The 21,842-nt window shown below is 40.3% G+C and carries 18 protein-coding genes and 2 tRNA genes; 4 read left to right on the top strand and 16 right to left on the bottom strand.

Features of this window, described 5'->3' with window-relative positions; genetic code table 11:
- Nucleotides 1–616: 616 nt before the first annotated feature.
- The 15 genes from AAEY87_RS10880 to tpiA all read right to left on the bottom strand — a co-directional run bounded on the left by AAEY87_RS10880 (nt 617) and on the right by tpiA (nt 15,614).
- Nucleotides 617–1,306: a NeuD/PglB/VioB family sugar acetyltransferase gene (locus tag AAEY87_RS10880; RefSeq protein WP_350657174.1), complete on the bottom strand. Its 690-nt coding sequence runs from the start codon at nt 1,304–1,306 to the stop codon at nt 617–619.
- 434 nt (nt 1,307–1,740) lie between these two features.
- Nucleotides 1,741–3,837 (bottom strand): polyribonucleotide nucleotidyltransferase, encoded by a 2,097-nt coding sequence (gene pnp, locus AAEY87_RS10875; RefSeq protein ID WP_350657195.1) that lies wholly within the window; start codon nt 3,835–3,837, stop codon nt 1,741–1,743.
- A gap of 630 nt (nt 3,838–4,467) precedes the next feature.
- Nucleotides 4,468–4,734: a 30S ribosomal protein S15 gene (gene rpsO / locus AAEY87_RS10870; protein WP_068033696.1), complete on the bottom strand. Its 267-nt coding sequence runs from the start codon at nt 4,732–4,734 to the stop codon at nt 4,468–4,470.
- 403 nt (nt 4,735–5,137) lie between these two features.
- Complete coding sequence (locus AAEY87_RS10865) at nt 5,138–5,323, bottom strand: hypothetical protein (protein ID WP_068325374.1); 186 nt, start codon at nt 5,321–5,323, stop codon at nt 5,138–5,140.
- A 110-nt stretch (nt 5,324–5,433) separates the two neighbouring features.
- The gene (locus AAEY87_RS10860) at nt 5,434–5,595 is read right to left on the bottom strand and encodes a hypothetical protein (RefSeq protein WP_158510464.1); all 162 of its coding nucleotides are present in this window, start codon (nt 5,593–5,595) and stop codon (nt 5,434–5,436) included.
- Between the two features lie 86 nt (nt 5,596–5,681).
- Nucleotides 5,682–6,206, bottom strand: a complete 525-nt coding sequence (locus AAEY87_RS10855; RefSeq protein WP_350657172.1) for a type 1 glutamine amidotransferase domain-containing protein — start codon at nt 6,204–6,206, stop codon at nt 5,682–5,684.
- A 330-nt stretch (nt 6,207–6,536) separates the two neighbouring features.
- Nucleotides 6,537–7,619, bottom strand: a complete 1,083-nt coding sequence (gene truB / locus AAEY87_RS10850; RefSeq protein WP_350657171.1) for a tRNA pseudouridine(55) synthase TruB — start codon at nt 7,617–7,619, stop codon at nt 6,537–6,539.
- Between the two features lie 9 nt (nt 7,620–7,628).
- Complete coding sequence (locus tag AAEY87_RS10845) at nt 7,629–8,018, bottom strand: ribosome-binding factor A (protein WP_068033687.1); 390 nt, start codon at nt 8,016–8,018, stop codon at nt 7,629–7,631.
- Between the two features lie 149 nt (nt 8,019–8,167).
- Nucleotides 8,168–10,906: a translation initiation factor IF-2 gene (infB, locus tag AAEY87_RS10840; RefSeq protein ID WP_350657170.1), complete on the bottom strand. Its 2,739-nt coding sequence runs from the start codon at nt 10,904–10,906 to the stop codon at nt 8,168–8,170.
- Between the two features lie 191 nt (nt 10,907–11,097).
- The gene (gene nusA, locus AAEY87_RS10835) at nt 11,098–12,582 is read right to left on the bottom strand and encodes a transcription termination factor NusA (protein ID WP_068033684.1); all 1,485 of its coding nucleotides are present in this window, start codon (nt 12,580–12,582) and stop codon (nt 11,098–11,100) included.
- A gap of 147 nt (nt 12,583–12,729) precedes the next feature.
- Nucleotides 12,730–13,230, bottom strand: a complete 501-nt coding sequence (gene rimP / locus AAEY87_RS10830) for a ribosome maturation factor RimP (protein WP_068033682.1) — start codon at nt 13,228–13,230, stop codon at nt 12,730–12,732.
- Between the two features lie 448 nt (nt 13,231–13,678).
- Nucleotides 13,679–13,755, bottom strand: a tRNA-Met gene (locus tag AAEY87_RS10825).
- A 124-nt stretch (nt 13,756–13,879) separates the two neighbouring features.
- Nucleotides 13,880–13,964 (bottom strand) — tRNA-Leu (locus AAEY87_RS10820).
- A 287-nt stretch (nt 13,965–14,251) separates the two neighbouring features.
- Complete coding sequence (gene secG / locus AAEY87_RS10815; RefSeq protein ID WP_350657169.1) at nt 14,252–14,560, bottom strand: preprotein translocase subunit SecG; 309 nt, start codon at nt 14,558–14,560, stop codon at nt 14,252–14,254.
- A gap of 226 nt (nt 14,561–14,786) precedes the next feature.
- Nucleotides 14,787–15,614: a triose-phosphate isomerase gene (tpiA, locus tag AAEY87_RS10810; RefSeq protein ID WP_350657168.1), complete on the bottom strand. Its 828-nt coding sequence runs from the start codon at nt 15,612–15,614 to the stop codon at nt 14,787–14,789.
- Between the two features lie 444 nt (nt 15,615–16,058).
- Here tpiA and pilB point away from each other — a divergent pair, with 444 nt between their 5' ends.
- The 4 genes from pilB to coaE all read left to right on the top strand — a co-directional run bounded on the left by pilB (nt 16,059) and on the right by coaE (nt 20,906).
- A complete protein-coding gene (gene pilB, locus AAEY87_RS10805) occupies nt 16,059–17,768 on the top strand; it encodes a type IV-A pilus assembly ATPase PilB (protein ID WP_068325362.1) in 1,710 nt (569 codons plus the stop codon).
- Nucleotides 17,769–17,880: 112 nt separating this feature from the next.
- Complete coding sequence (locus tag AAEY87_RS10800; RefSeq protein ID WP_068033674.1) at nt 17,881–19,104, top strand: type II secretion system F family protein; 1,224 nt, start codon at nt 17,881–17,883, stop codon at nt 19,102–19,104.
- Nucleotides 19,105–19,111: 7 nt separating this feature from the next.
- On the top strand, nt 19,112–20,011 hold the full coding sequence (locus AAEY87_RS10795) for a prepilin peptidase (RefSeq protein ID WP_350657167.1): 900 nt from the start codon (nt 19,112–19,114) through the stop codon (nt 20,009–20,011).
- A 211-nt stretch (nt 20,012–20,222) separates the two neighbouring features.
- Complete coding sequence (coaE, locus tag AAEY87_RS10790) at nt 20,223–20,906, top strand: dephospho-CoA kinase (protein ID WP_350657165.1); 684 nt, start codon at nt 20,223–20,225, stop codon at nt 20,904–20,906.
- Here the strand turns inward: coaE and rlmB are convergent.
- On the bottom strand, nt 20,869–21,639 hold the full coding sequence (gene rlmB, locus AAEY87_RS10785; protein ID WP_068033668.1) for a 23S rRNA (guanosine(2251)-2'-O)-methyltransferase RlmB: 771 nt from the start codon (nt 21,637–21,639) through the stop codon (nt 20,869–20,871). The genes coaE and rlmB overlap by 38 nt on opposite strands.
- Between the last annotated feature and the right edge of the window lie 203 nt (nt 21,640–21,842).

Genomic DNA, 21,842 nt, shown 5'->3' with positions numbered 1-21,842 from the left:
TCCAATGTTAAACGTTTAAAGTAAGCGTTTGGCATTGGATTTTTTGTTGGCTATAATTTAATTCTATCTTTACTGATGAGCATACTATACGTAGCAGTACTTTAACTTTGAATTTCTCCCTACCATAGTGTAGCTCTTGGAAAAAACGCCAGCGTACCGTGGACGCACGCATAATGGATTTGGTGCAGGGATTTCTTCAGTTTTTTATTACAGCAAAATCGTATTTTGAAAAGCCGAATACTAAGGAGATAGGGTGCAAATTTGCGCTCAAGCATTGTTTGTGAATGCAGGTTATTCGCAAGCTGAGAACGAGGTTAAGCACAACGTATGCAAAACTGTTGAAAATAGCAGACTGTGAAGCGGCAGGAGCTAGTTGGCTGTGTTATTCATGAGCACATGGCAGTAGATTTAGTTTACCAAGCATTGAATATAGCGATTAAGAACAAGAGATCTAGCAGAGATTTAATCGTTTAATCCAATAGAGGCCGTCAATACTGTAGAAATATACGTGTCGTAATGCATTCAAGTGTGAGCCTGTAGCGACTTCAATTTAGATGTAAAAGCCTTGAGAAAAAATAGGAATAAGACTGAATCCGATAATAACGTTATTTTATTTTCAGGCGATTTTCACGCTGCTTTCTTCTCTTTTAAAACTCTTTACTAACGGTTGGGCAGGGTTTTTCACTACCACTGCTCCTGCAGGCACATCTTTCGTTACCACTGCTCCCATACCTATAATTGCACCTTTGCCAATAATTAGAGGTTTGCCAGGTATACCCTGTTTTATTATAGCGCCTGTTCCAATGTATACGTGATCATGGATATGTATGTTGCCGTTGCAGCTAACCCTAGGAGCAAATGTAACGTAGTCTCCAATTACACAGTCATGTGAGATGTAGCTATACGTATTAGCGTGGAAAAACTTACCGATCTTAATATCAACTTTTAAGCAGACGTTGTTACACAGAATACTGCCTTCACCTAGCTCTATTGTCTCCTCGTCTAATTTAATGACTGTGGATGCTTCAACTGCTATTAAAGGGATATTATTTTTCCTAAGTTTATCTGCTAATATCTCTCGAACCTTACTGTCGGCAATAGCGATAGTCACGGATTTTTCAGCCGATAGATAATTTAAAAATTCACTAAAATTTAGTACTTCATGGCCGTTAAGGTTATCTGTTACTTTGGAATCATCAATAAAAACGAAGGAAGACTTATCTAAGTAAGGATATTGAGATTTGATTAATGGCATGACTTGTCTACCAAATCCACTTGCTCCATATACGCCTATAAGTTGTTTCATGTGTATTCTATCTCCAATAATTTGCCAGATCTTACGGATACTTTATGACAGTATATCTAGGGTCTATTACACTTACATGAATATAAAAGAATTAGAAAAAAGAGCGGTTTTTTCTATCACACACGTGATGCTAAATGAGTTTTGATAACTGGAAAAGCCTGCTGACCTAGATGCTCTAGATGCTCTAGATGCTCTAGATGCTCTAAAATAGACACAAATTTTATTAAATGATAAGTACTTTTAGTAGGTACTGTGAGTGTTTTTTGGATTTCAAATATCAACATTTATGTTAGGCGAAGCTTGCGACACCCAACACTATAAATCCAAATGACTTTTCATTCATTATCCAAAAATAAATACAAAAAAACCGCCTCGACAAAATCGAAGCGGTTTTTTAAAGCAAAAATTTAATATTACATTAAATAGACGGTAGCTTAGTTCTGCTCAATACCTTTCATAGTCAGCTTGATGCGACCACGGTTATCAACGTCTTGAACGAATACTTTAACAATCTGACCTTCTTTTAGATAGTCTGATACATTCTCTACGCGCTCTTCTGCGATTTGTGAGATATGTACTAGGCCATCAGTATTTGGCAAGACGTTGACGAATGCGCCAAAGTCAACAATACGAGCGACTGTACCTTCGTAAGTTTTACCCACTTCAACTTCAGCAGTCAATGCTTCGATTTTACCGATAGCAGCTTTAGTTGCGGCTTTGTTTTCACCAAAGATACGAATCGTGCCACCATCATCAATATCGATAACCGCGCCAGTCTCTTCGGTTAGCTGACGAATCATCGCACCGCCTTTACCGATTACGTCACGAATCTTATCAGGATTGATTTCAATAACTGCATAGTTAGGTGCGTGAGCGTTGATCTCAGTACGGCTCTCTGGCAATACTTTATTCATCGCGTCTAGGATATGAATACGACCTGCATGGGCTTGTTTTAACGCCTGCTCCATGATATCTGGAGTAATACCTTCGATTTTGATATCCATCTGTAAGGCTGTGATACCGTCTTTAGAACCAGCTACTTTAAAGTCCATATCGCCAAGATGATCTTCATCACCTAGGATGTCAGACAAGACTGCGAAGCGCTCGCCTTCTTTAACCAGACCCATCGCAATACCAGCAACTGGCGCTTTGATTGGTACGCCTGCATCCATCAATGCCAAGCTTGCACCGCAAACAGAGGCCATAGAAGATGAACCATTTGACTCAGTGATTTCCGATACTACGCGGATAACATACGGGAAGCGTTCGCTGTCTGGTAGCATCGCTTGTACACCGCGACGTGCTAGACGACCATGACCAATTTCACGACGTTTAGGAATCCCTTCACGACCAGTCTCACCTACTGAGAAATGCGGAAAGTTGTAATGCAGCATGAAATGATCACGGATAGTACCCGCTAATGAGTCAATCATATTGACGTCACGGCTGTTACCAAGCGTTGTCGTTACTAATGCTTGAGTTTCACCGCGAGTAAATAGTGCTGAACCATGAGTAAATGGTAACACGCCTACTTGTACGTCAAGAGCACGAACGGTCTCAAGATCACGACCATCAATACGCGGCTTGCCTGACAAGATATTGTCACGAACAGTACGATATTTAAGGTCGTTATAGATTTCCTTTAGCTCAGATACCGTATCAGCATAATTTTCTGACTCAGCATCACCAGCGAGCGCATCGATAATTGATTGCTTAATCTCATCAAGCTTAGTGTAACGCTCTTGCTTATCAGTAATGGTATAAGCATCAGCAACTTGCTCGCCGAACTGCTCTTTCATGCTGCTTTCAAGCGCTTGATCACGTTTAGGGGCAGCATATTGCTGTTTAGCAGTACCAACTTCTTCTGCCATTGAAGCAATGTTATCAATAACAATTTGCTGTTGCTGATGACCGTATAGTACCGCGCCTAGCATCTGATCTTCTGAAAGCTCTGCCGCTTCAGATTCAACCATCAATACGGCAGACTTTGTACCAGCTACAACTAAATCAAGGTCACTTTCTTTAAGTTGTTCAAGCGTTGGGTTTAGTACGTATTCACCATTGATAAAGCCAACACGTGCGGCAGCAACAGGGCCATTGAATGGCGCGTCAGAGATAGCCAGTGCTGCTGAGGCACCGATTAGTGCTGCGATATCTGCAGACTGAGTCTTATCTGATGAAACAACAGTAGCAGTGATTTGAATTTCGTTAACGTAGCCTTCAGGGAATAGCGGACGAATCGGACGGTCAATTAGACGCGACGTTAATGTTTCAAACTCACTGGCGCGGCCTTCACGTTTGCCATATGCACCTGGGATTTTACCCGCAGCATACATTTTTTCTTGATAGTTTACAGTCAATGGAAAGAAGTTTTGGCCTTCTTTGGCATCAGATTTTACTACTGCTGCCACCAACACTGAAACGCCGCCCATATGGACCATAATAGAATTAGCTTGGCGAGCAACACGGCCAGTTTCAAGGACGACTTTTTGGTCGCCATATTGGAATTCACGTTTAATAGTATTAAACATTGTCGGATTTGTCATATATTTTTCCTAATGTTGAATGACGAAAACGATATCAATTGCTTGAGCAATCTAACATCGGTCGTTAAGAGTTCTATTGTGTAATTACAGATACTGATAAATATTATTTGCAAACCTTGCTATTGGTCATACATTTATCAAGAGTACTGCTGCATCTTTTTAATTATTCAAATTTGGTTTCTATAGCCGCTTATCTTTACGAGTTGTAATAAAGTCTTGCACCAATTTTGTGCTCGTCAATTTATACAAGGTACCTGATATAACCTAACTCTAGTCATAGGGCAGCTACAGAATAAATGCTATAAGTTTTGATATAGCTATGGAAATGCACAGTGCACTATTTTACAGTGATTTAGAGGCATTGACCAATTAAATACAAAACTGAGTGTTTTTCTGGTTAAAAGTTAAGCTAACTAGCATTTATACCGTCCAGCCTTTATTCAATACCCATAAAAAAACGGCGTGAAGCTATTCCACACCGTTTTTGTTTTACCTATATATTATATTGATAACAGCAAGTCATTTTTCTCAAGACTTCTAAAGTAGTTCTCAAAGTTATATTGCAAATTGGCAATATCTTCTCACTTGGCTACTATCTATACAATAGTCGTTGAATTAACGACGTAAACCTAACTGTTTGATAACTGTGGTATAGCGACCAAGATCTTTGCCTTTTAAGTAATCAAGCAATTTACGACGCGTATTAACCATACGGATAAGACCGCGACGGCTATGATGATCACCTTTGTGCTCTTTAAAATGGTTCTGTAAATCATTGATACGAGCACTTAACAAAGCTACTTGAACTTCTGGTGAGCCAGTGTCGTTTTCGCCACGTTGGTATTGAGCAATGATTTGTTCACGATCGGTATTAGTTAGCATAAATATCTCCGGCAATGCTAAAAGTTCCAAGATATACTCAGGTTTAAGTATTCTTAAGAACAATAGAATAGTAAATAAGGTAGCTTATACGTCATTCAGGACAACCCTGCATTACTAGAGTTGACCTAGTGTACGATAAGCTCAGTCTGTTGTAACGATTACTTAAAAACTAGGTCAAATTAATGCAAAATAACACTTAATTCAATCACCTGCATACAGCAGTAAATTAAGCATATTGCCTTATTTAAGGCCTAATTTAAATGTGACAGCAATTATAACAAAAAACTGCTGAACTAACAGCAATTTTCCGTGTTAGTTTCAACAGTTTTAGGTAAACAATATCAGATTAATACTGCATAGATAAACGATTCATATAATAAAATTCATATAATAAATAAGGTACTTACTTATTTGTGTTTTTCTTAATATCGTCTTCAGTAGCATTGCCACCAAGGGCATCGTCATCAAGTGGTACCGTTGTTGCTTCAGCTAAGCTGTCTGGAGTTACATCTTGATTAGGATTGATATCTTCTACTAGTTTTTCTATTTCTAGTTCTTGCTTATCCATATCTTTTTTTGACTTATCCATAAAATCTCCTTTTATTCTCTAGGTAACAACGGATATTCGCTAGTATCTAGCTAATATCCGTCTTAGAGATACTCTATGTAAATAATCTACTGAATGCTACTCAATAAACTTTACTTATCTTTCTTAGCATTTTCTAAGTTGTCAGCAATACGATCTGCTGCGGCTTCAGAATCTTCTGTATGATTATTTTCAGTTTGGCTCTTAAGTGCTGCAGTTGCTGACTCAGAACGTTCTTGCTCAAGTTTGGTGTCGTTTGGATTAGGGTTTGCCATAATATTTTCCTCGGTTAGTGTTGTTGTGGTTATAAGTAAGTTAAATGAAAGTTGCTATCTCATTATTCATAGAATGATGAAATTTATTAAGATAATGCTTTGTCAATAGCTTCAACGAAATTGTTGATATCATCTGGATTACGTGAAGTAATCAAATTACCATCTACTTGGACTGTTTTGTCTACAAAGGTCGCCCCAGCGTTTTCTAAATCGGTTTGTAGCGAATGATAAGCGGTAAGAGTTTTACCTTTAGCAATACCGGTATTAATAAGAACCCAAGGAGCATGACAAATAACTGCTAATGGTTTGTCTGCATCATTAACCGCATTGACTATATCCTGTGCTTCTTTGTTGCCACGTATGGTATCTGCATTCACAGTACCACCTGGCAATACTAAAGCATCATAATCAGCAACTTTGGCATCTTTTGCGAAAATATCAGCGGTAAACGTATCGCCTTTATTTACATCCTCATTCATCCCTTGAACTTCTTTCTCTTTGTTAGTAGTAATAAGGACTGTCTTATAACCTTTTTCTTTTAATTGGTTATTTACGTCTTCGTACTCTGCTTGTTCAAAATTATTATGTAGTAAGAAAGCAATCGTTTTCATAATCTACCTTATATGTTCGAAATGTAATTTTTTAGAGTTTTTATTAACTTATTAGTTTTTATTAACTTATTATTCGTATGATTCACTATTAAGTATTAGTACTTATAATTCGGTGTTTTTGTTATTAATCTTTTTATTATTAAGTATTCTAATTAGATCTGTTTATTCTGCTTTTCCTAGCTGACTTAAACAGTGTATAAAAAAAACAGGCTTCACCATAGGTGAAGCCTGCAATAAAATGTGACGATATGTGATTAATGTAATGCGCTAGTAATTAGTAAGAGGGATTGGTGAACAACAGTATAATAGGTTACTTATAATAAAAATATCTTATAAATGAACAATCTTTTTAGGTTGTAGTCGACCGTTCAGACTTACGGCACCTAACCCAATAAACTGTCCTTGTTCGTCAACAAGACGTACATCTACAGGTATTTCGTGCATCAGTACTGATTCTTCAGCACTTTGATTCACGGTATTGTCAGTATGATTATCTTTTAGGACATTATCATCTTTATCATTAGCTAGCTTGCTACTAGCTAAGTTTTGTTCGACGGCCTCAGTAATATAATCATTCAATGTACCGTCCAGTTGGTCAAATACGTTGAGTCGCTGACCTAACCTGACACGTTCGCACTGTTCAGTTGTTAGTATTAATTCAGGCTCAATATTTATACAGGCATCTACAGATAACAGTTGTGACAATCTTTGAGGTAATTCGAGCTCTTCTAACTGTGACAAGGTCATTGCATTATCGATCAAAAAATCGCCTACTTGTAAGCGACGTAATGCGGTTAAATGACCTAACGTACCTAATGCTTTAGCGATATCTTCGCCTAGAACACGTACATAAGTGCCTTTAGAACATGTAACCGTTAGTTGAACCTGCTGTTCATCTAATCTCAATAAATCAATAGCCTTAATGACTATATCTCTAGGCGCACGCTCGATTTCTATACCAGCACGCGCATACTCATAAAGCTTCTTACCATCTTTCTTCAGAGCAGAATACATTGGTGGAATTTGTTGCTGTGCACCCAAAAATTGCTGTCCAAGCTCTTTTAATAAAGTCTCACTAAATTTTGGTATAGCAGCTTGGGCAATTATTTGTCCATCTGCATCACCAGTATCTGTCTGGCTACCAAGCAAAATAGTCGCTTGATAAGACTTATCAGCATCCAATTGATAATGGCTAAATTTAGTTGCTTCGCCTAAACAAATAGGTAATAAACCAGTCGCCATCGGATCAAGTGTGCCTGTATGACCTGCTTTTTTGCTGTCATACACAGGTGACTTAAATAGATATTTCACCTTTGACACTACTTGCTGTGAGGTCATACCAGTGGGCTTATCAATTAAGATAACTCCTGATATTCTTATCTTATTAAGTTGCTTATCAGCTCGTTTGGACATAATAGAAAATTACTCGTCTGCTTCATTTTGCTCTGTTTTGGTGACGGCCTGATTGATTAGATCCATCATATAGTTACCACGAGCAGTCACTTCATCATAGTGAAAGCGTAAGCGCGGTGTAGTGCGCGTTTTTAAACTATGACTAAGCTCAGTACGCAAAAAGCCAGCCGCTTTATTCAAAACTTGTATGCTTTGCTCGTGGTTAGTCTTGTTCATAGCATCATTTAGCTCAGGCTCCATGATGGTAACATAGACATCGGCATAACCTAGATCTGGACTTACCTTGACGCTAGAGATAGTCACAAAACCAGTAAGACGCGGATCATTGACCTCATCACGAATAAGTACTGCAATCTCGCGTTGAATTTGGTCTGCTAAGCGTTGTAAACGTTGGTTCATATTATTACCCTGTTTTTTAATAATAATTTAGTAATAGTGTTTAATAGCAGAAATATACGATAAAAAAGGCCTACCAGGTTGGACCTGTTAGGCCTAAGTACATCATTATCTCGATAATCTAAGCTTTGCTAGATAAAAGCACAATATGCTTAAATCGTACGTTCAAACTGTTGGATTTCGAAAACTTCGATCTTATCGCCAGCTTCAACATCATAGCCGCGAACCGCTAGACCACATTCCATTCCGGTACGCACTTCATTAACGTCTTCTTTATAACGACGTAATGATTGCAATTGTCCAGTAAAGATAACCTTATCATCACGTAATACGCGGATAGGCTTATTACGATAGATAGTCCCTTCAACGACCATACAACCGGCAGCTGCACCAAACTTACTAGAGCGGAACACTTCACGAACGTCAGCGATACCAAGGATTTTCTCACGATGTTCAGGAGCAAGTAGACCACTCATCGCCGCTTTTACATCATCAATCAAACCATAGATGACACTGTAATAGCGAATATCCATGTTGGCAGCGTCTGCTTTACGGCGTGCGGTTGCATCAGCACGGACGTTGAAACCTAATAGTACGGCTTCACTAGACTCTGCAAGAGTAACATCAGATTCAGAAATTGGACCAACACCTGAACTAATCACTCTGACTTTAACTTCGTCAGTTGATAATTCATTCAGTGCAGAAAGTAACGCTTCAAGCGAACCACGAACATCTGTTTTCAATACGATATTCAAGAATGACACATCGCCTTGTTCCATCTGATCGAACATGCTTTCTAAGCGCATGGCATTCTGACGTTCCAGTTGACGCTCACGCTCACGATTGGTTCTAAAATCAGCAACTTCACGTGCTTTTTTCTCATCTGTCACGACTAGGAATTCGCTACCAGCTGCTGGTGTCTCAGGTAATCCCAAGATTTCAACAGGAATAGAAGGACCAGCTGACTGAACGCGTTGACCATGCTCATCAGTCATTGCACGAACTTTACCATAGTACTCACCAGCTAGAACTAAGTCACCTTGTTTAAGCATACCTTTCTTAACTAGGACACTTACAACAGGGCCACGACCCTTATCAAGTCTTGACTCAATTACCACACCTTGTGCAGCACCGTCTAATGGGGCTTCTAACTCCATTAATTCAGCTTGTAAACTGATATATTCTAAAAGCTCGTCAATGCCTTCACCAGTTTTAGCTGAGATACGCGCCATTGGCGTATCACCACCCCACTCTTCTGAGACTACTTCTTTTGCAGTTAATTCGTTTAATACACGATCAGGATCAGCGCCTGGCTTATCCATTTTATTAATAGCAACGATTAGAGGAGTACCCGCTGCACGAGCATGATCAATCGCCTCTTCAGTTTGTGGCATCATGCCATCATCGGCTGCGACAACCAATACTACGATATCAGTCGCTTGAGCACCACGTGAACGCATCGCACTAAAGGCTGCGTGACCTGGAGTATCAAGGAAAGTAATAACACCGCGCTCAGTTTTTACATGATAAGCACCGATATGCTGGGTGATACCACCTGCCTCGCCCGTTGCAACTTTCGTTTCACGAATCTTATCAAGTAACGAAGTTTTACCATGATCAACGTGACCCATAATAGTAACGACTGGTGGACGCGTTTGTACGTTACTGCTGCGCTCATCAACCGCATGATGAAGATCGTCTTCAACTTTGGTATCACTGACTGGTACTGGGTTGTGACCCATTTCTTCAACAATTAAACTAGCGGTCGCTTGATCAATAGTATCTGTTTCACGAGCCATTTCGCCCATTTTCATCAGCAATTTAGTAACTTCACGAGCTTTAACAGCCATACGCTGGGCAAGATCTGCTACAGAAATCTGCTCACTAATCTCAACATCGTAAATAATTTTGTCGAGAGGTTTCTCGAATTTATGTTGTGCAGCTTGCGTTGATCTCAAACCGTTCTTACGGTTCTTAAACTCACGTTCATCTTGGTTTTTGCGACGACGGCCACGAGCGCCAGTGCTGCTTGCACCACGCTTGATTTCACGACGCTCTTTTTCAAACGACTCTTCTAATGCATCGCCTACCAGACCTTCAGCCAATGGCTCGTCCTTACGAACTTCGGCAGCAGGCTGATCCGTGTATTTACCAGCCATTTTGCGCATTTGCTCAAGTGTACGTTTTTGAGCCTCTTCAGCTTGTACGCGCCGAGTTTCAGTCTCAATTTGACGTAGACGTTCTTCTTCTTTCTCACGTACTTCACGAACCTTGCGCTCAGCTGCGGTTTCAACTTTTGGCTTAGTAGCAGCAACTTTTTTCTTTTCTTTCTCTTTCTCTTTTTCTTTAGGCTTAACTTCAACGGTAGTTTTGCCGCCTTTCTTAACTACGACTGAAGAGGTAGAAATCTCTTCATTTTTACCACTTGAGCTTTTGCTTGAACCAAGACTTGCACGCATAGCAGCTAGAGTTGCTGCTTGACGCTCTTCTGACTTTTTCTTAGTTGCAGAACGTTCTTCAGCTTCTTTAGCAGCACGCGCTTGCGATTCAATCATCGCTTGTTCACGCGCAGCTAATTCTTCCGCTATCTTTTCCGGATCCGGCTTATCAAATACTTTCTTTTTACGTACTTCAACATTGACGCTCTTGGATTTACCTGAAGAGCCAGTCACACGCGCGGTACTGGTCGTCTTAGATTTGAGGCTAATACGGCGCTTCTCTTGCTGACCATGACTTTGTTTTAAATACGTCACCAACTTCTCTTGCTCAAGTTCGGTGACTGAGTCATCCTCCCCGCGAGCAGGTAGCCCAGCATCCTGTAGTTGCTGTTGTACAGCACTAGCGGTTTTGCCTACCATTTCTGCCAGTTCTTTGACGGTCTTATCTGCCATTTATTATCACCTACTGTCTATTATTTGCTATATGTTCAATTCAGTTGTTGGCTACAAATGATTGCGTTTAGGCTGATGCTAGTGTTATTTATCATAACTAATTATTATATAAGCACACTAAATAATGATCTTTTATCAGCCCTTTATTATTAATAGCATACCACCAAAAGACAGCGATATGCAGTTAACGCCTATTCATTGAACCAAGATTCCCGAGCCTTCATGATGAGCTTTCCTGCTGTTTCAGCATCTAAGCCTTCAATATCTTCTAAATCAAAGATTGCTTGTTCAGCTAAATCATCAACGGTAATGATATCTTTTTGTGCCATTTTATAGGCCCAACTGACTGTCATACCCTCAAGATCTTGCAATTCTTGACTTGGCTCTTTCATGTTTTGTTGTTTAACTAATTCGTCTGCGATGACTACTTCTTTAGCACGCTCTTGAATCATATCAATCGCTTCGTCGTCTAGACCTTCGATATCATAGAAAGTTTCAACCGGCACATAAGCCACTTCTTCGATACTGGTAAAACCGATATCAACTAAAGCATGTGCTAAGTCTTGATCTACTTCTAAACGCTCATAGAATAATTCAATAAACGCTTTGCTTTCACTTTCTTGACGCTTCTGATACTCTTCTTCAAGCATCATATTCAGCTTATAGCCAGTTAACTCTGAGGCTAAACGTACGTTTTGACCTTGTGAGCCAATTGCCCGTGCGAGCTGATCATTGGTACTAAATATAATGTCTGCTGTTTGAGTATCTTCATCTAAGATGATGCTACTAACGTCCGCAGGCTCAAGCGCACTAATAATATATTGTGCTGGATCATCGGACCACACAACGACATCAATACGTTCACCATCAAGCTCTTGTTGTACTGCTTGGATACGTGTACCACGCATACCAATACAAGCACCGACCGGATCAATACGATGATCGTTAGTCTTAACCGATATTTTAGCACGAGTACCCGGCAAGCGAGCAACATTACGAATCTCAATAATTTGCTCAGCAATCTCAGGCACTTCTTTTTGCATTAATGCTGAAAGCATTTCAGGATGCGTACGCGACAATAATAACTGTGCACCGCGATTTTCACGGTTCACATGATATAGGATTGCATTAATACGAGACTTAACACGTAGCTGCTCACGTGGCAACATATGATCACGTGACAAGTAACCTTCTGCATTATCGCCTAAATCGATGATATAGCCATCTCGCGTCTGCTTTTTGACTTCGCCATACATCATCTCACCAATACGTGGCTCAAAAGCATCTGCTACTAGAGCACGCTCAGCTTCACGAATTTTTTGGATGATAACTTGCTTAGCTTGAGTAGCTGCAATACGACCAAATTCGATCGATTCAATCTGCTCTTCTTTTACATCACCAATTGACCATTCTTCTTGGTCAAGGTCAGTAATAGCAAGCTGACAAGCTGGCATCTCATGATCTTCATCTGCAACTACTGTCCAGTAACGATAAGTATCATAATCACCAGTCGTACGGTCAATAGCAACTCGTACTGCCACTTCAGGCTGTTCGGTATATACTTTTTTCTTAGTCGATACTACTAAAGCGTCTTCTATAGCTTCAAATATATCTTCAGGATTTAGGCCTTTCTCATTACTGACGGTTTCAACTACCGTTAAGATTTCTCGACTCATGCTATACCAGTCCTATACTTACTTAAATTTTATAATTTGTGTATTGACGTTATGTTGCTAAAGTAAACCATACGTTATTTATGCTTTAAACGATTTATGATTATCACGCTTATTTATTAATAACCGTATTAGAAACCTGCAGCAACATTAAGCATCTTCAAAAATTAGGTTAGCTTTATCAATGTTGCTAAAAGCAATCTCAAACTGCTCATTATCAGTAGCCGTAAGATTTAATGAATCAGTACCCATACTATCTAGTACGCCTGTTACCTTTCGACGTTTTTTATCGCCTTGTCCTATCGCTTGTATCAAGCGCAGGCTAACAGTTTGACCGATATAATCACGCATTTGCTCTTCTGAGAAGAATGCACGATCAAATCCAGGCGATGACACCTCTAAAATATACTCACCAGCAATAGGGTCATGTACTTCAAGAATACCACTCACTTGATGATTGACTGCTGCACAGTTTTCGATAGTCACTTGCTTATCTTGCGCTTGCTCTTCAGGTAATGACTCAATATAAATGCGCAGTAAAGAGCGACGCCCTTGTGGGACAAATTCTACGCCCCACAAAGCCACATCACATGCTGCTACCGCAGGAGCGATAATATTGGTCAGTTCTTCAACTTTGGTAGAAAGTTTCATAATTTATTTATATTTTCCTGTTTGCTTGTACACAGTGCTTAGAGAACCTTATTATATATATTATGAGGAACACTTAGAAATAGCACTATAACCGTCGTATATTTTACTATCTAAACAATATGGCTATATTATAAGTAAATCCAAATATCCTACCGTATTCGTTTTATGTTTACGAAATGATATGAATAATGGACGTCAAATTAAGACTATGAATTCTAATAGAACTCATAAAGCAAAATCGTCACTGTGAGAGTATGAAATAAAAGGCATTGTCGCTTACGAATCACCGCGCAATTGACTGATATTACCTTACTCTATAGGCATAGAGCTTAGCATAAGTAGAATAAATACCGCGATAACACTGACTCTCAGATACAAAAAAACCCACAAACATAATGGTGGGCTTATTGCAACTGACAATTTAGTGTACAAAAATCAGTATTGAAAGTGGTAGCGGGGGCTGGATTTGAACCAACGACCTTCGGGTTATGAGCCCGACGAGCTACCAGACTGCTCCACCCCGCATCAATTTAGAATGCACATTGTATGTTAGTTTCATAGGTCTGTCAATCTTTATTTAAAATAAACTTTAAACTAAAAATCTCATTTCTATAATAATCAACTTTACACTGTGCGACGTAAAAAAAGTTGGTGCGATTGGGGGGACTTGAACCCCCACAGCTTGCGCCACCACCCCCTCAAGATGGCGTGTCTACCAATTCCACCACAATCGCTTATAGCTATAACTTCTTTTACTGCTCTATTTCTAATCAGCTTATTTTTAATGATTAACTCTATGCCATGAGGATGACAGTAACAAGTCAATCTAGCTTAATAAAAACAGACGAGCATTGTAAAACTAACGTAACCAAATAGCAAGGACTACTATAAAAAGCTTATCTACCGTACTCTGTTACGCGTCAAACAACGTGACTACATCTTAAAAAGGCTTCAAACAATTAGGCTAGATAATACAGCTAAACCTAAACAGCTAGAACTTAAACCATTGGAACCAAAGTCATTACTGAGGATTCTGCGTTAAAGGACGCGGAGTTTGTGGCGCTGAAACAGGCGCATCTAAACGAAACTGGTCTTCAGCCTGCTCGCGGGCATTAATAGCAAGGGTCATACTGGTTATGAAAAAAATCACAGTCAATACGGCAGTAGCACGGGTCAAAAAGTTTGCCGTGCCTGCTGCACCAAAAACAGTACCAGAAGAACCAGCACCAAAAGATGCTCCTGCGTCTGCCCCTTTGCCATGCTGTATCAAGATCAAGCCAATCATAGCAATCGCCACGATAATATGCAGGGCTAATATAAACGTAAACATGGTGGCCTCTTTTGCCGAGTAACAACGACTAATAACGAAAGTTGAATCTTTATACTTAGTCCTATAACCATAGAACTACAATGAGATTAAACTATAATAAGAATAAATAAGGCGCATTGTACACGATTGCAAGGGCACTGTTAAACCCACTTTTTATAACTAACAAGTGCTTGTTATATAGCACCTATCTGTAATAAAGAGATGCGACGTTTAAATATCACAGAGATTAATTAGTTTTAGCCTGACTAAAAGCATCAGCAATCGCTATAAAGCTTTCGGCCTTTAATGAGGCACCGCCAACCAATGCACCATCTATCATAGGGCTGGCTGCAAAACTATCGGCATTATCCGCATTGACGCTACCACCATATAGAACGGTAATCGCAGGCAATGCTCTATCAAAGCTAGCCACGGTTTCTTTAATGTGTTGATGAGTGGCTTCCACTTCAGTAACAGTCGGTATTTTACCCGTGCCGATAGCCCAAACAGGTTCGTAGGCAATAATCAAACGCTCAGCTAACACTTTAGTCAGCTCAGACTGATGCTCTGATGCATGCTCTGCACGCTGAATAAACAGATCTTTTATCACTGCTAGCTGATCATCAAGTACATTGAAAGTCTGCTTGCCATCATACTGAGACTGAGTTTCGCCAATACAAAATACCACACCCAAATCTTGTTTAAGCGCATTACCAAGCTTATTCAATAGCGTTTCGTGAGACTCTTGATGGTATTGACGGCGCTCAGAGTGACCTAGTATCGTCCATGTCGCGCCTGCATCAGCGACTTGCTGCGCTGAACAATCACCAGTATACGCACCACTACTATCACTATGGGCACTAATGTCTTGAGCGGCAGTTAATATAGAAGTACCTTGCAAGCGTGCGCTCACATGGGCTAAATGAATACAACTGGGCGCTACCATTAGCTGGCAATAGGCTTTGTTACCAGCACCTTCATTTTTAGTTACCGCTAATAAAGTTTCTAACAACGTATTAACGTCACTGATCGTTGCCGGATTTTGTTTCCAATTTCCAATTACCCAAGCCTGCATCACTCATCTACCTTTTGTCATTCATCATTGCCAATACGGCTACTATACATGCGCCCAAGTATAGCAAATATTTATCAAGTGCTGCTATAAGTGTCATCATCGTGCTATGTCATGTGAATTCTTCTATATATATTTATATCATCACAGAAAAGCCTTCAATATTAAAAATCTGCTTTTTGGTATCGCGAAATCCTTACATTTTTTCAATTCGTTCTACTTTATGTCTTTTTCACAAAAGTCTTATTAGGCCTCAAAGACACGTATACAAATTGTCATGTTTCTTGCATGTGTTCAATACCAGTATATTAAATTAAAACGTGCATTATGAATCATTATCTTTTATGCAGTTTTTTTCATTTATTGTTCCTCAATTGAAAAACAAATTAAATCTAAAAATAAAATTATACAGATTTGTCATATATGCAGTACTAAGGAGAGAAGTCAGTGTCTACTACAACCAGTACATTCGGTGGTTTAGCACAGCAGCTAACTAATGCAGGTATCGTTAGCGAAGCGCACATGAAAACAGCACAGACTGAGTCGCAACAACAGCAAATCAGTCTCGTTTCTTATTTAGTAGACCATAATATGGCCAATGCCTATCAACTTGCCCTGTTGATGTCGCAATCATTTGGCGATCCCTTTTTCGATCTGAGCGTGCTTAGTAACGATGTCATCCCAAAAGATTTAGTTGATGAAAAGATTGTCCGTAAATTTAATGCCCTGCCTATCTTTAAACGCGGCCAGCGAGTATTTGTTGCTTTAAGTGATCCTACCCGTATCGATGCGATTGATGCGATTGCCTTTAATTCGCGTCTATCTGTTGAGACGGTGGTGGTCGAAGAAGACAAGCTCAAAAAACGTATTGATAGTGTCTATGCAGATACCATGCAGAGTTTTGGTAACTTCGCTGATGGCGACTTAAATGTGGGCTTTGAAGACACTGAAGAGGATGACAGCGAGACCACTCTTACCGACAGTATTGATGAGGCACCCGTTGTAAAGTTCGTTAATAAGATGCTAGTTGACGCTATTCGTATGGGCGCATCTGACTTACATTTTGAGCCATATGAGAAGTCTTATCGCGTGCGCTTTCGAGTCGACGGGGTAATGGAAAAAATGGCAAACCCGCCTGTGCAATTAGCAGGGAAAATCGCAGCCCGTCTTAAAGTCATGTCACAAATGGATATCTCAGAGCGCCGCGTACCACAAGATGGCCGTATTAAGCTTAAGTTATCTAAAAATAAGGCTATTGATTTTCGGGTGAACTCTTTGCCAACGCTATTCGGTGAAAAGGTCGTGCTGCGTATTTTAGATCCCTCTGCGGCGATGCTTGGTATCGACGCTTTGGGTTATGAGCCTGATCAAAAAGAGATGTTTTTGGAAGCGCTTCACAAACCGCAGGGCATGTTATTAATCACTGGTCCTACAGGCTCTGGTAAAACGGTATCGTTATATACAGGTATCAACATTTTGAACACTGGAGCGACCAATATATCTACAGCAGAAGATCCTGTTGAAATTAACCTTGAGGGGATCAATCAGGTCAACGTCAACGCTAAAGTAGGTCTGACCTTTTCCAATGCTTTAAAATCGTTTTTGCGTCAAGATCCAGACATCGTCATGGTTGGTGAGATTCGTGATCTTGAGACCGCTGAGATTGCCATTAAGGCAGCACAAACCGGCCATATGGTACTGTCAACTCTCCATACTAACTCTGCTCCGGAAACTTTGACTCGATTACGGAATATGGGCGTAGCATCTTTTAATATTGCTACCTCAGTCAACTTAGTTATTGCTCAGCGACTAGCACGACGTTTATGCAAAAATTGCAAAACTGTGCTTGATGTACCGAGGCAGAGCTTACTTGAGGTTGGCTTTACCGATGATGATCTCGACGATCCAAATAGTACCATCTATGAGCCAGTCGGTTGTAGCGAGTGCCGTGAAGGCTACAAAGGTCGTGTGGGTATTTATGAGGTTATGAAAGTCAGCCCAGATATTTCACGCATTATTATGGAAGACGGTAATGCGATCGATATCAAAGATGCTGCTGTCAAAAATGGCTTTCGTGATTTGCGACGCTCAGGCATTTTAAAAGTATTGCAAGGTGTCACTAGTATTCAAGAAATGATGCGGGTAACTTCTGAATAATATCAAGTGAAAACTAGTAGCTGTAATAAGCTACTCGATTACCATTCAAAAAACACTTACCAAATAACGCTGATTAAAGCATACAGATTACGGAAAACTTGAGGGTAAAGATATGGCACAGGCTAAGACTGATATGCTACTAGACTTTGTCTATGACGGGGTCAATCGGCGTGGACAAAAAATCAAAGGTGAGACCACGGGTCGCAGTTTAGAGATTGCAAAAGCGACTTTGCGTAAACAAGGTATCACGGTTAAAACTATTAAGAAAAAACCCAAACCTTTATTTAAAATGAAGAAAGCCATTAAGCCTATTGATATCGCTATTTTTGCCCGTCAGTTGGCCACTATGATGAAAGCTGGGGTGCCCTTGACCCAATCATTTGAGATTGTCGCTGATTCGCTAGATAACCCAAGTATGAAAGACTTGGTATTACAAATCAAAGCTGATATTGAAGCTGGTGGTACTTTTGCCTCTGCGCTACGTAGGCATCCGCGCTATTTTGACGATCTGTTCTGTTCTCTTGTCGATTCTGGTGAGCAATCAGGTGCGCTTGAAACTATGCTTGAACGTGTCGCTACCTATAAAGAAAAAAGCGAGCTACTCAAAGCCAAAATCAAAAAAGCTATGAAATATCCTATTGCGGTAATCGTCGTTGCCTTGATCGTCACAATCATATTGCTTATTAAAGTTGTTCCTGTATTCTCTGGTTTATTCGAATCTTTTGGCGCAGAATTACCTGCTTTTACCCAGATGGTTGTCGCCATGTCGGACTGGATGCAAACGTGGTGGTTTATTCTTATTATCGTAATTGGTGGTTCTATCGCTGGCTTTTCTGAAGCCAAGAAACGATCTAAGAAATTTCGTGACTTTCTCGACCGTGCTGCTCTAAAAGCGCCAATATTTGGCAATATTGCTTATCAAGCCGTTATCGCACGCTTCGCTCGCACACTATCAACGACCTTCGCCGCTGGTGTACCTCTAATTGATGCTTTAGACTCTACTGCTGGTGCCGCTAACAATGTGGTATTTTACAATGCCATTCAACAAATCAAGAATGATGTATCAACTGGTCAACAGTTACAGTTTTCAATGCGTACGACTAATCTGTTCCCAAGCTTAGCGATTCAAATGGTTGGTATCGGTGAGGAATCAGGTAGCTTAGAAGAGATGCTCGATAAGGTAGCCGTATATTATGAAAACGAAGTTGATAATGCGGTTGATGGCTTGACCAGCTTAATGGAGCCATTAATCATGGCAGTATTAGGTGTGTTAGTAGGTGGCTTGGTCATTGCCATGTACTTACCAATCTTCCAAATGGGCTCAGTAGTAGGGTAGCAAAGTAATGCAATTGATAGAATTATTACAAAGTAATATGACCTTGGCGCTAATAGTATTTGCGATATTAGGCCTTTGTGTAGGTAGTTTTTTGAATGTAGTGATTCATCGTATACCGCTAATGATGGTTTACAGCTGGCGACAAGAATGTAGTCAGTTTATGTCTCAGCAAATAGATATGCCGCATGAGCATACTAAAGCTCTGATGGACGTTACTGCAAAGGATACGCCTATCACTTTGAGTAGACCAGCGTCACGTTGCCCTCACTGCGCGCACAAAATTAAATGGTATGAAAATATACCGTTAATAAGCTGGCTAGTACTACGTGGACGCTGCTCTGCTTGTGACGCTGCAATCGGTACACGTTATCCTATTGTGGAGCTTGTCACTGCACTATTATCAGCATTGGTTATCTACCAATTCGGTGTTACTGCTACTGGGTTGTCTGCTCTTGTACTGGTATGGACGCTTATTGCCTTAACAGGAATCGATTTTGATACTCAGCTATTACCTGATCGGCTGACTTTCCCATTAGCAGGGCTTGGTTTAGCGGTTAATTCTCAAAGCTGGTTTGTCTCCCCTACCCAATCGATTTGGGGATTATTGCTCGGGTTCTTATCATTATGGATAGTGGTCAAGGTGTTCTATCTTATAACCAAAAAACACGGTATGGGGCAAGGTGATTTCAAACTATTAGCCGTACTAGGTGCTTGGCTTGGACCGATGATGTTACCGTTAATCATCCTCCTGTCGTCTTTACTTGGCTCAATCGTCGGTATTATCTTGATGAAAAGACATGGTGAGAGCCAACCCTTCGCTTTTGGACCTTATATCGCTGTCGCTGGAATAGTTGCATTACTCTATGGCTCCGACATCGTTAATTGGTACTTGAATATGTACGTTTAATAGGCTTATCTCAATTTTTTGGCAAAATACTTAGTGATAACATGCTTATGATAGGATTACAATATAGTAAACCAACACTCATATCCTTGTTATCTATAAACGTTAAGCTAGTAAGTTAGCGATATTTACTAAGTCATATGAGCTGAGTCATCTAATATTTAGATGAACAACTATTCTCTCTATTAATCTACTAGCCAAATAAGTCACTGTTATGTCAATACACTCTAAAAAATCAATACCTCAACGCCAGCAAGCAAAAATGCAAAACAAAACCTTAGTAATTGGGTTAACAGGCGGTATTGGCAGTGGTAAATCAGCGGCTAGCGATTGGTTCGCGGCACAAGGGATTGATATCATTGATGCTGACGTGATTGCTCATGAAGTAGTGGCGAAAGGCAGTCCCACTTTATACAAAATTCAGAAAAAACTTGGGGATTGGGTGGTTGACGCAGAGGGTAACATGGATCGGGCAGCTGTACGCACACATGTATTTGCTAATCCTGCTGCCCTTATTAAACTCGAAGAGATTACTCACCCCGCTATTCGTGAGACTGCGAAGAAACAACTGGCAGCAAGCACCTCACCGTATATTATATTATCAGCACCGCTACTAATTGAGGCAGCAGAGGCAGGGCTTGCTAATTTATGCCAACGTATCTTAGTTATTGATGCAAATGAAGATACTCAGCTTGCACGCGCAAGTTTGCGTGATGAGCAAAGTATGATTAAGATAAAAGCCATCATGGCTAACCAACTTGACCGCACTGAGCGTAATCGTCATGCTGACGATCTAGTCGTTAATGAAGAAGATTTAGCAAGTTTACATCAACAACTAGAACCACTACACCAAAACTATCTTAAGCTTGCCCAGCAGCTAAAGTACGTTGCCGATTGACCTCGTAAAGAGCCATACCTGTAGCAACACTGACATTGAGACTCTGTAGGTTGCCATGCTCGTTGCCCGACATGGGAATATATACCAGCTCGTCGCAACTTTCAGTGGTCAGTCGGCGCATGCCTTCACCTTCTGATCCCATAATTATAGCGGTCTTTCCAGTTAAATCTGCTGCGTGTATTGGTTTAGCATCTTCATTGAGTGCCGTACCGAACACAAATACACCTGCGTTTTTAATGCGTGTAAGTGTACGCGCTAGATTGGTCACACTAATAATAGGCATCATCTCAGCTGCCCCTACCGACACCTTAGCTACCGTCGGTGTTAAGCTTGCTGCATGATGCTTTGGACAAATGACCGCATCCACACCCATCGCTACTGCTGTACGCAAGCAAGCGCCAAAGTTGTGCGCATCGGTAATTTGGTCGAGGACCAATAATAAACATTGGTCGCGTCCAATAATAGTATCTAACAAACCTTCATCTGCAAACCCTAATGGCCGAGCATGCATTACAACGCCTTGGTGCTGCGGGCTACCACATAGTTGAGTAAGCTTGTCTTTTTGCGTCGGTTGCATACTGACGCCATTTGCTTGGGCTTGCGCAATAATGGCTTTTACATGACTATCGCTCTCACGACCTTGTTGCACAAATAAACTGAGCGCATCAAGCGGACGATGTTCAAGCAAAGCATCAATGGCATGAATACCATAAAAATAGCTGGGTTTTGCCATAATAGGCCTACTGATAAAAAGTGAATATCGCTTAGTACGATACGAGTTAGAATATTACGATATCTATAGATAACTTATCAAACATGAGTATAAGGGTAAATATAGATTGTTGTCGCTGTTAAAATAAAAAGATTATAACCAAAGTGATGGTGCTACCTTGGTTATAACCTTATGTATATGTCACTTTACGATTAACTGTCTCT

Source organism: Psychrobacter sp. S1-30-MNA-CIBAN-0213 (assembly GCF_040309845.1).
In the GTDB taxonomy this organism is placed as follows: Bacteria; Pseudomonadota; Gammaproteobacteria; order Pseudomonadales; family Moraxellaceae; genus Psychrobacter.
This window is presented reverse-complemented; position numbering and strand designations above follow the sequence as displayed.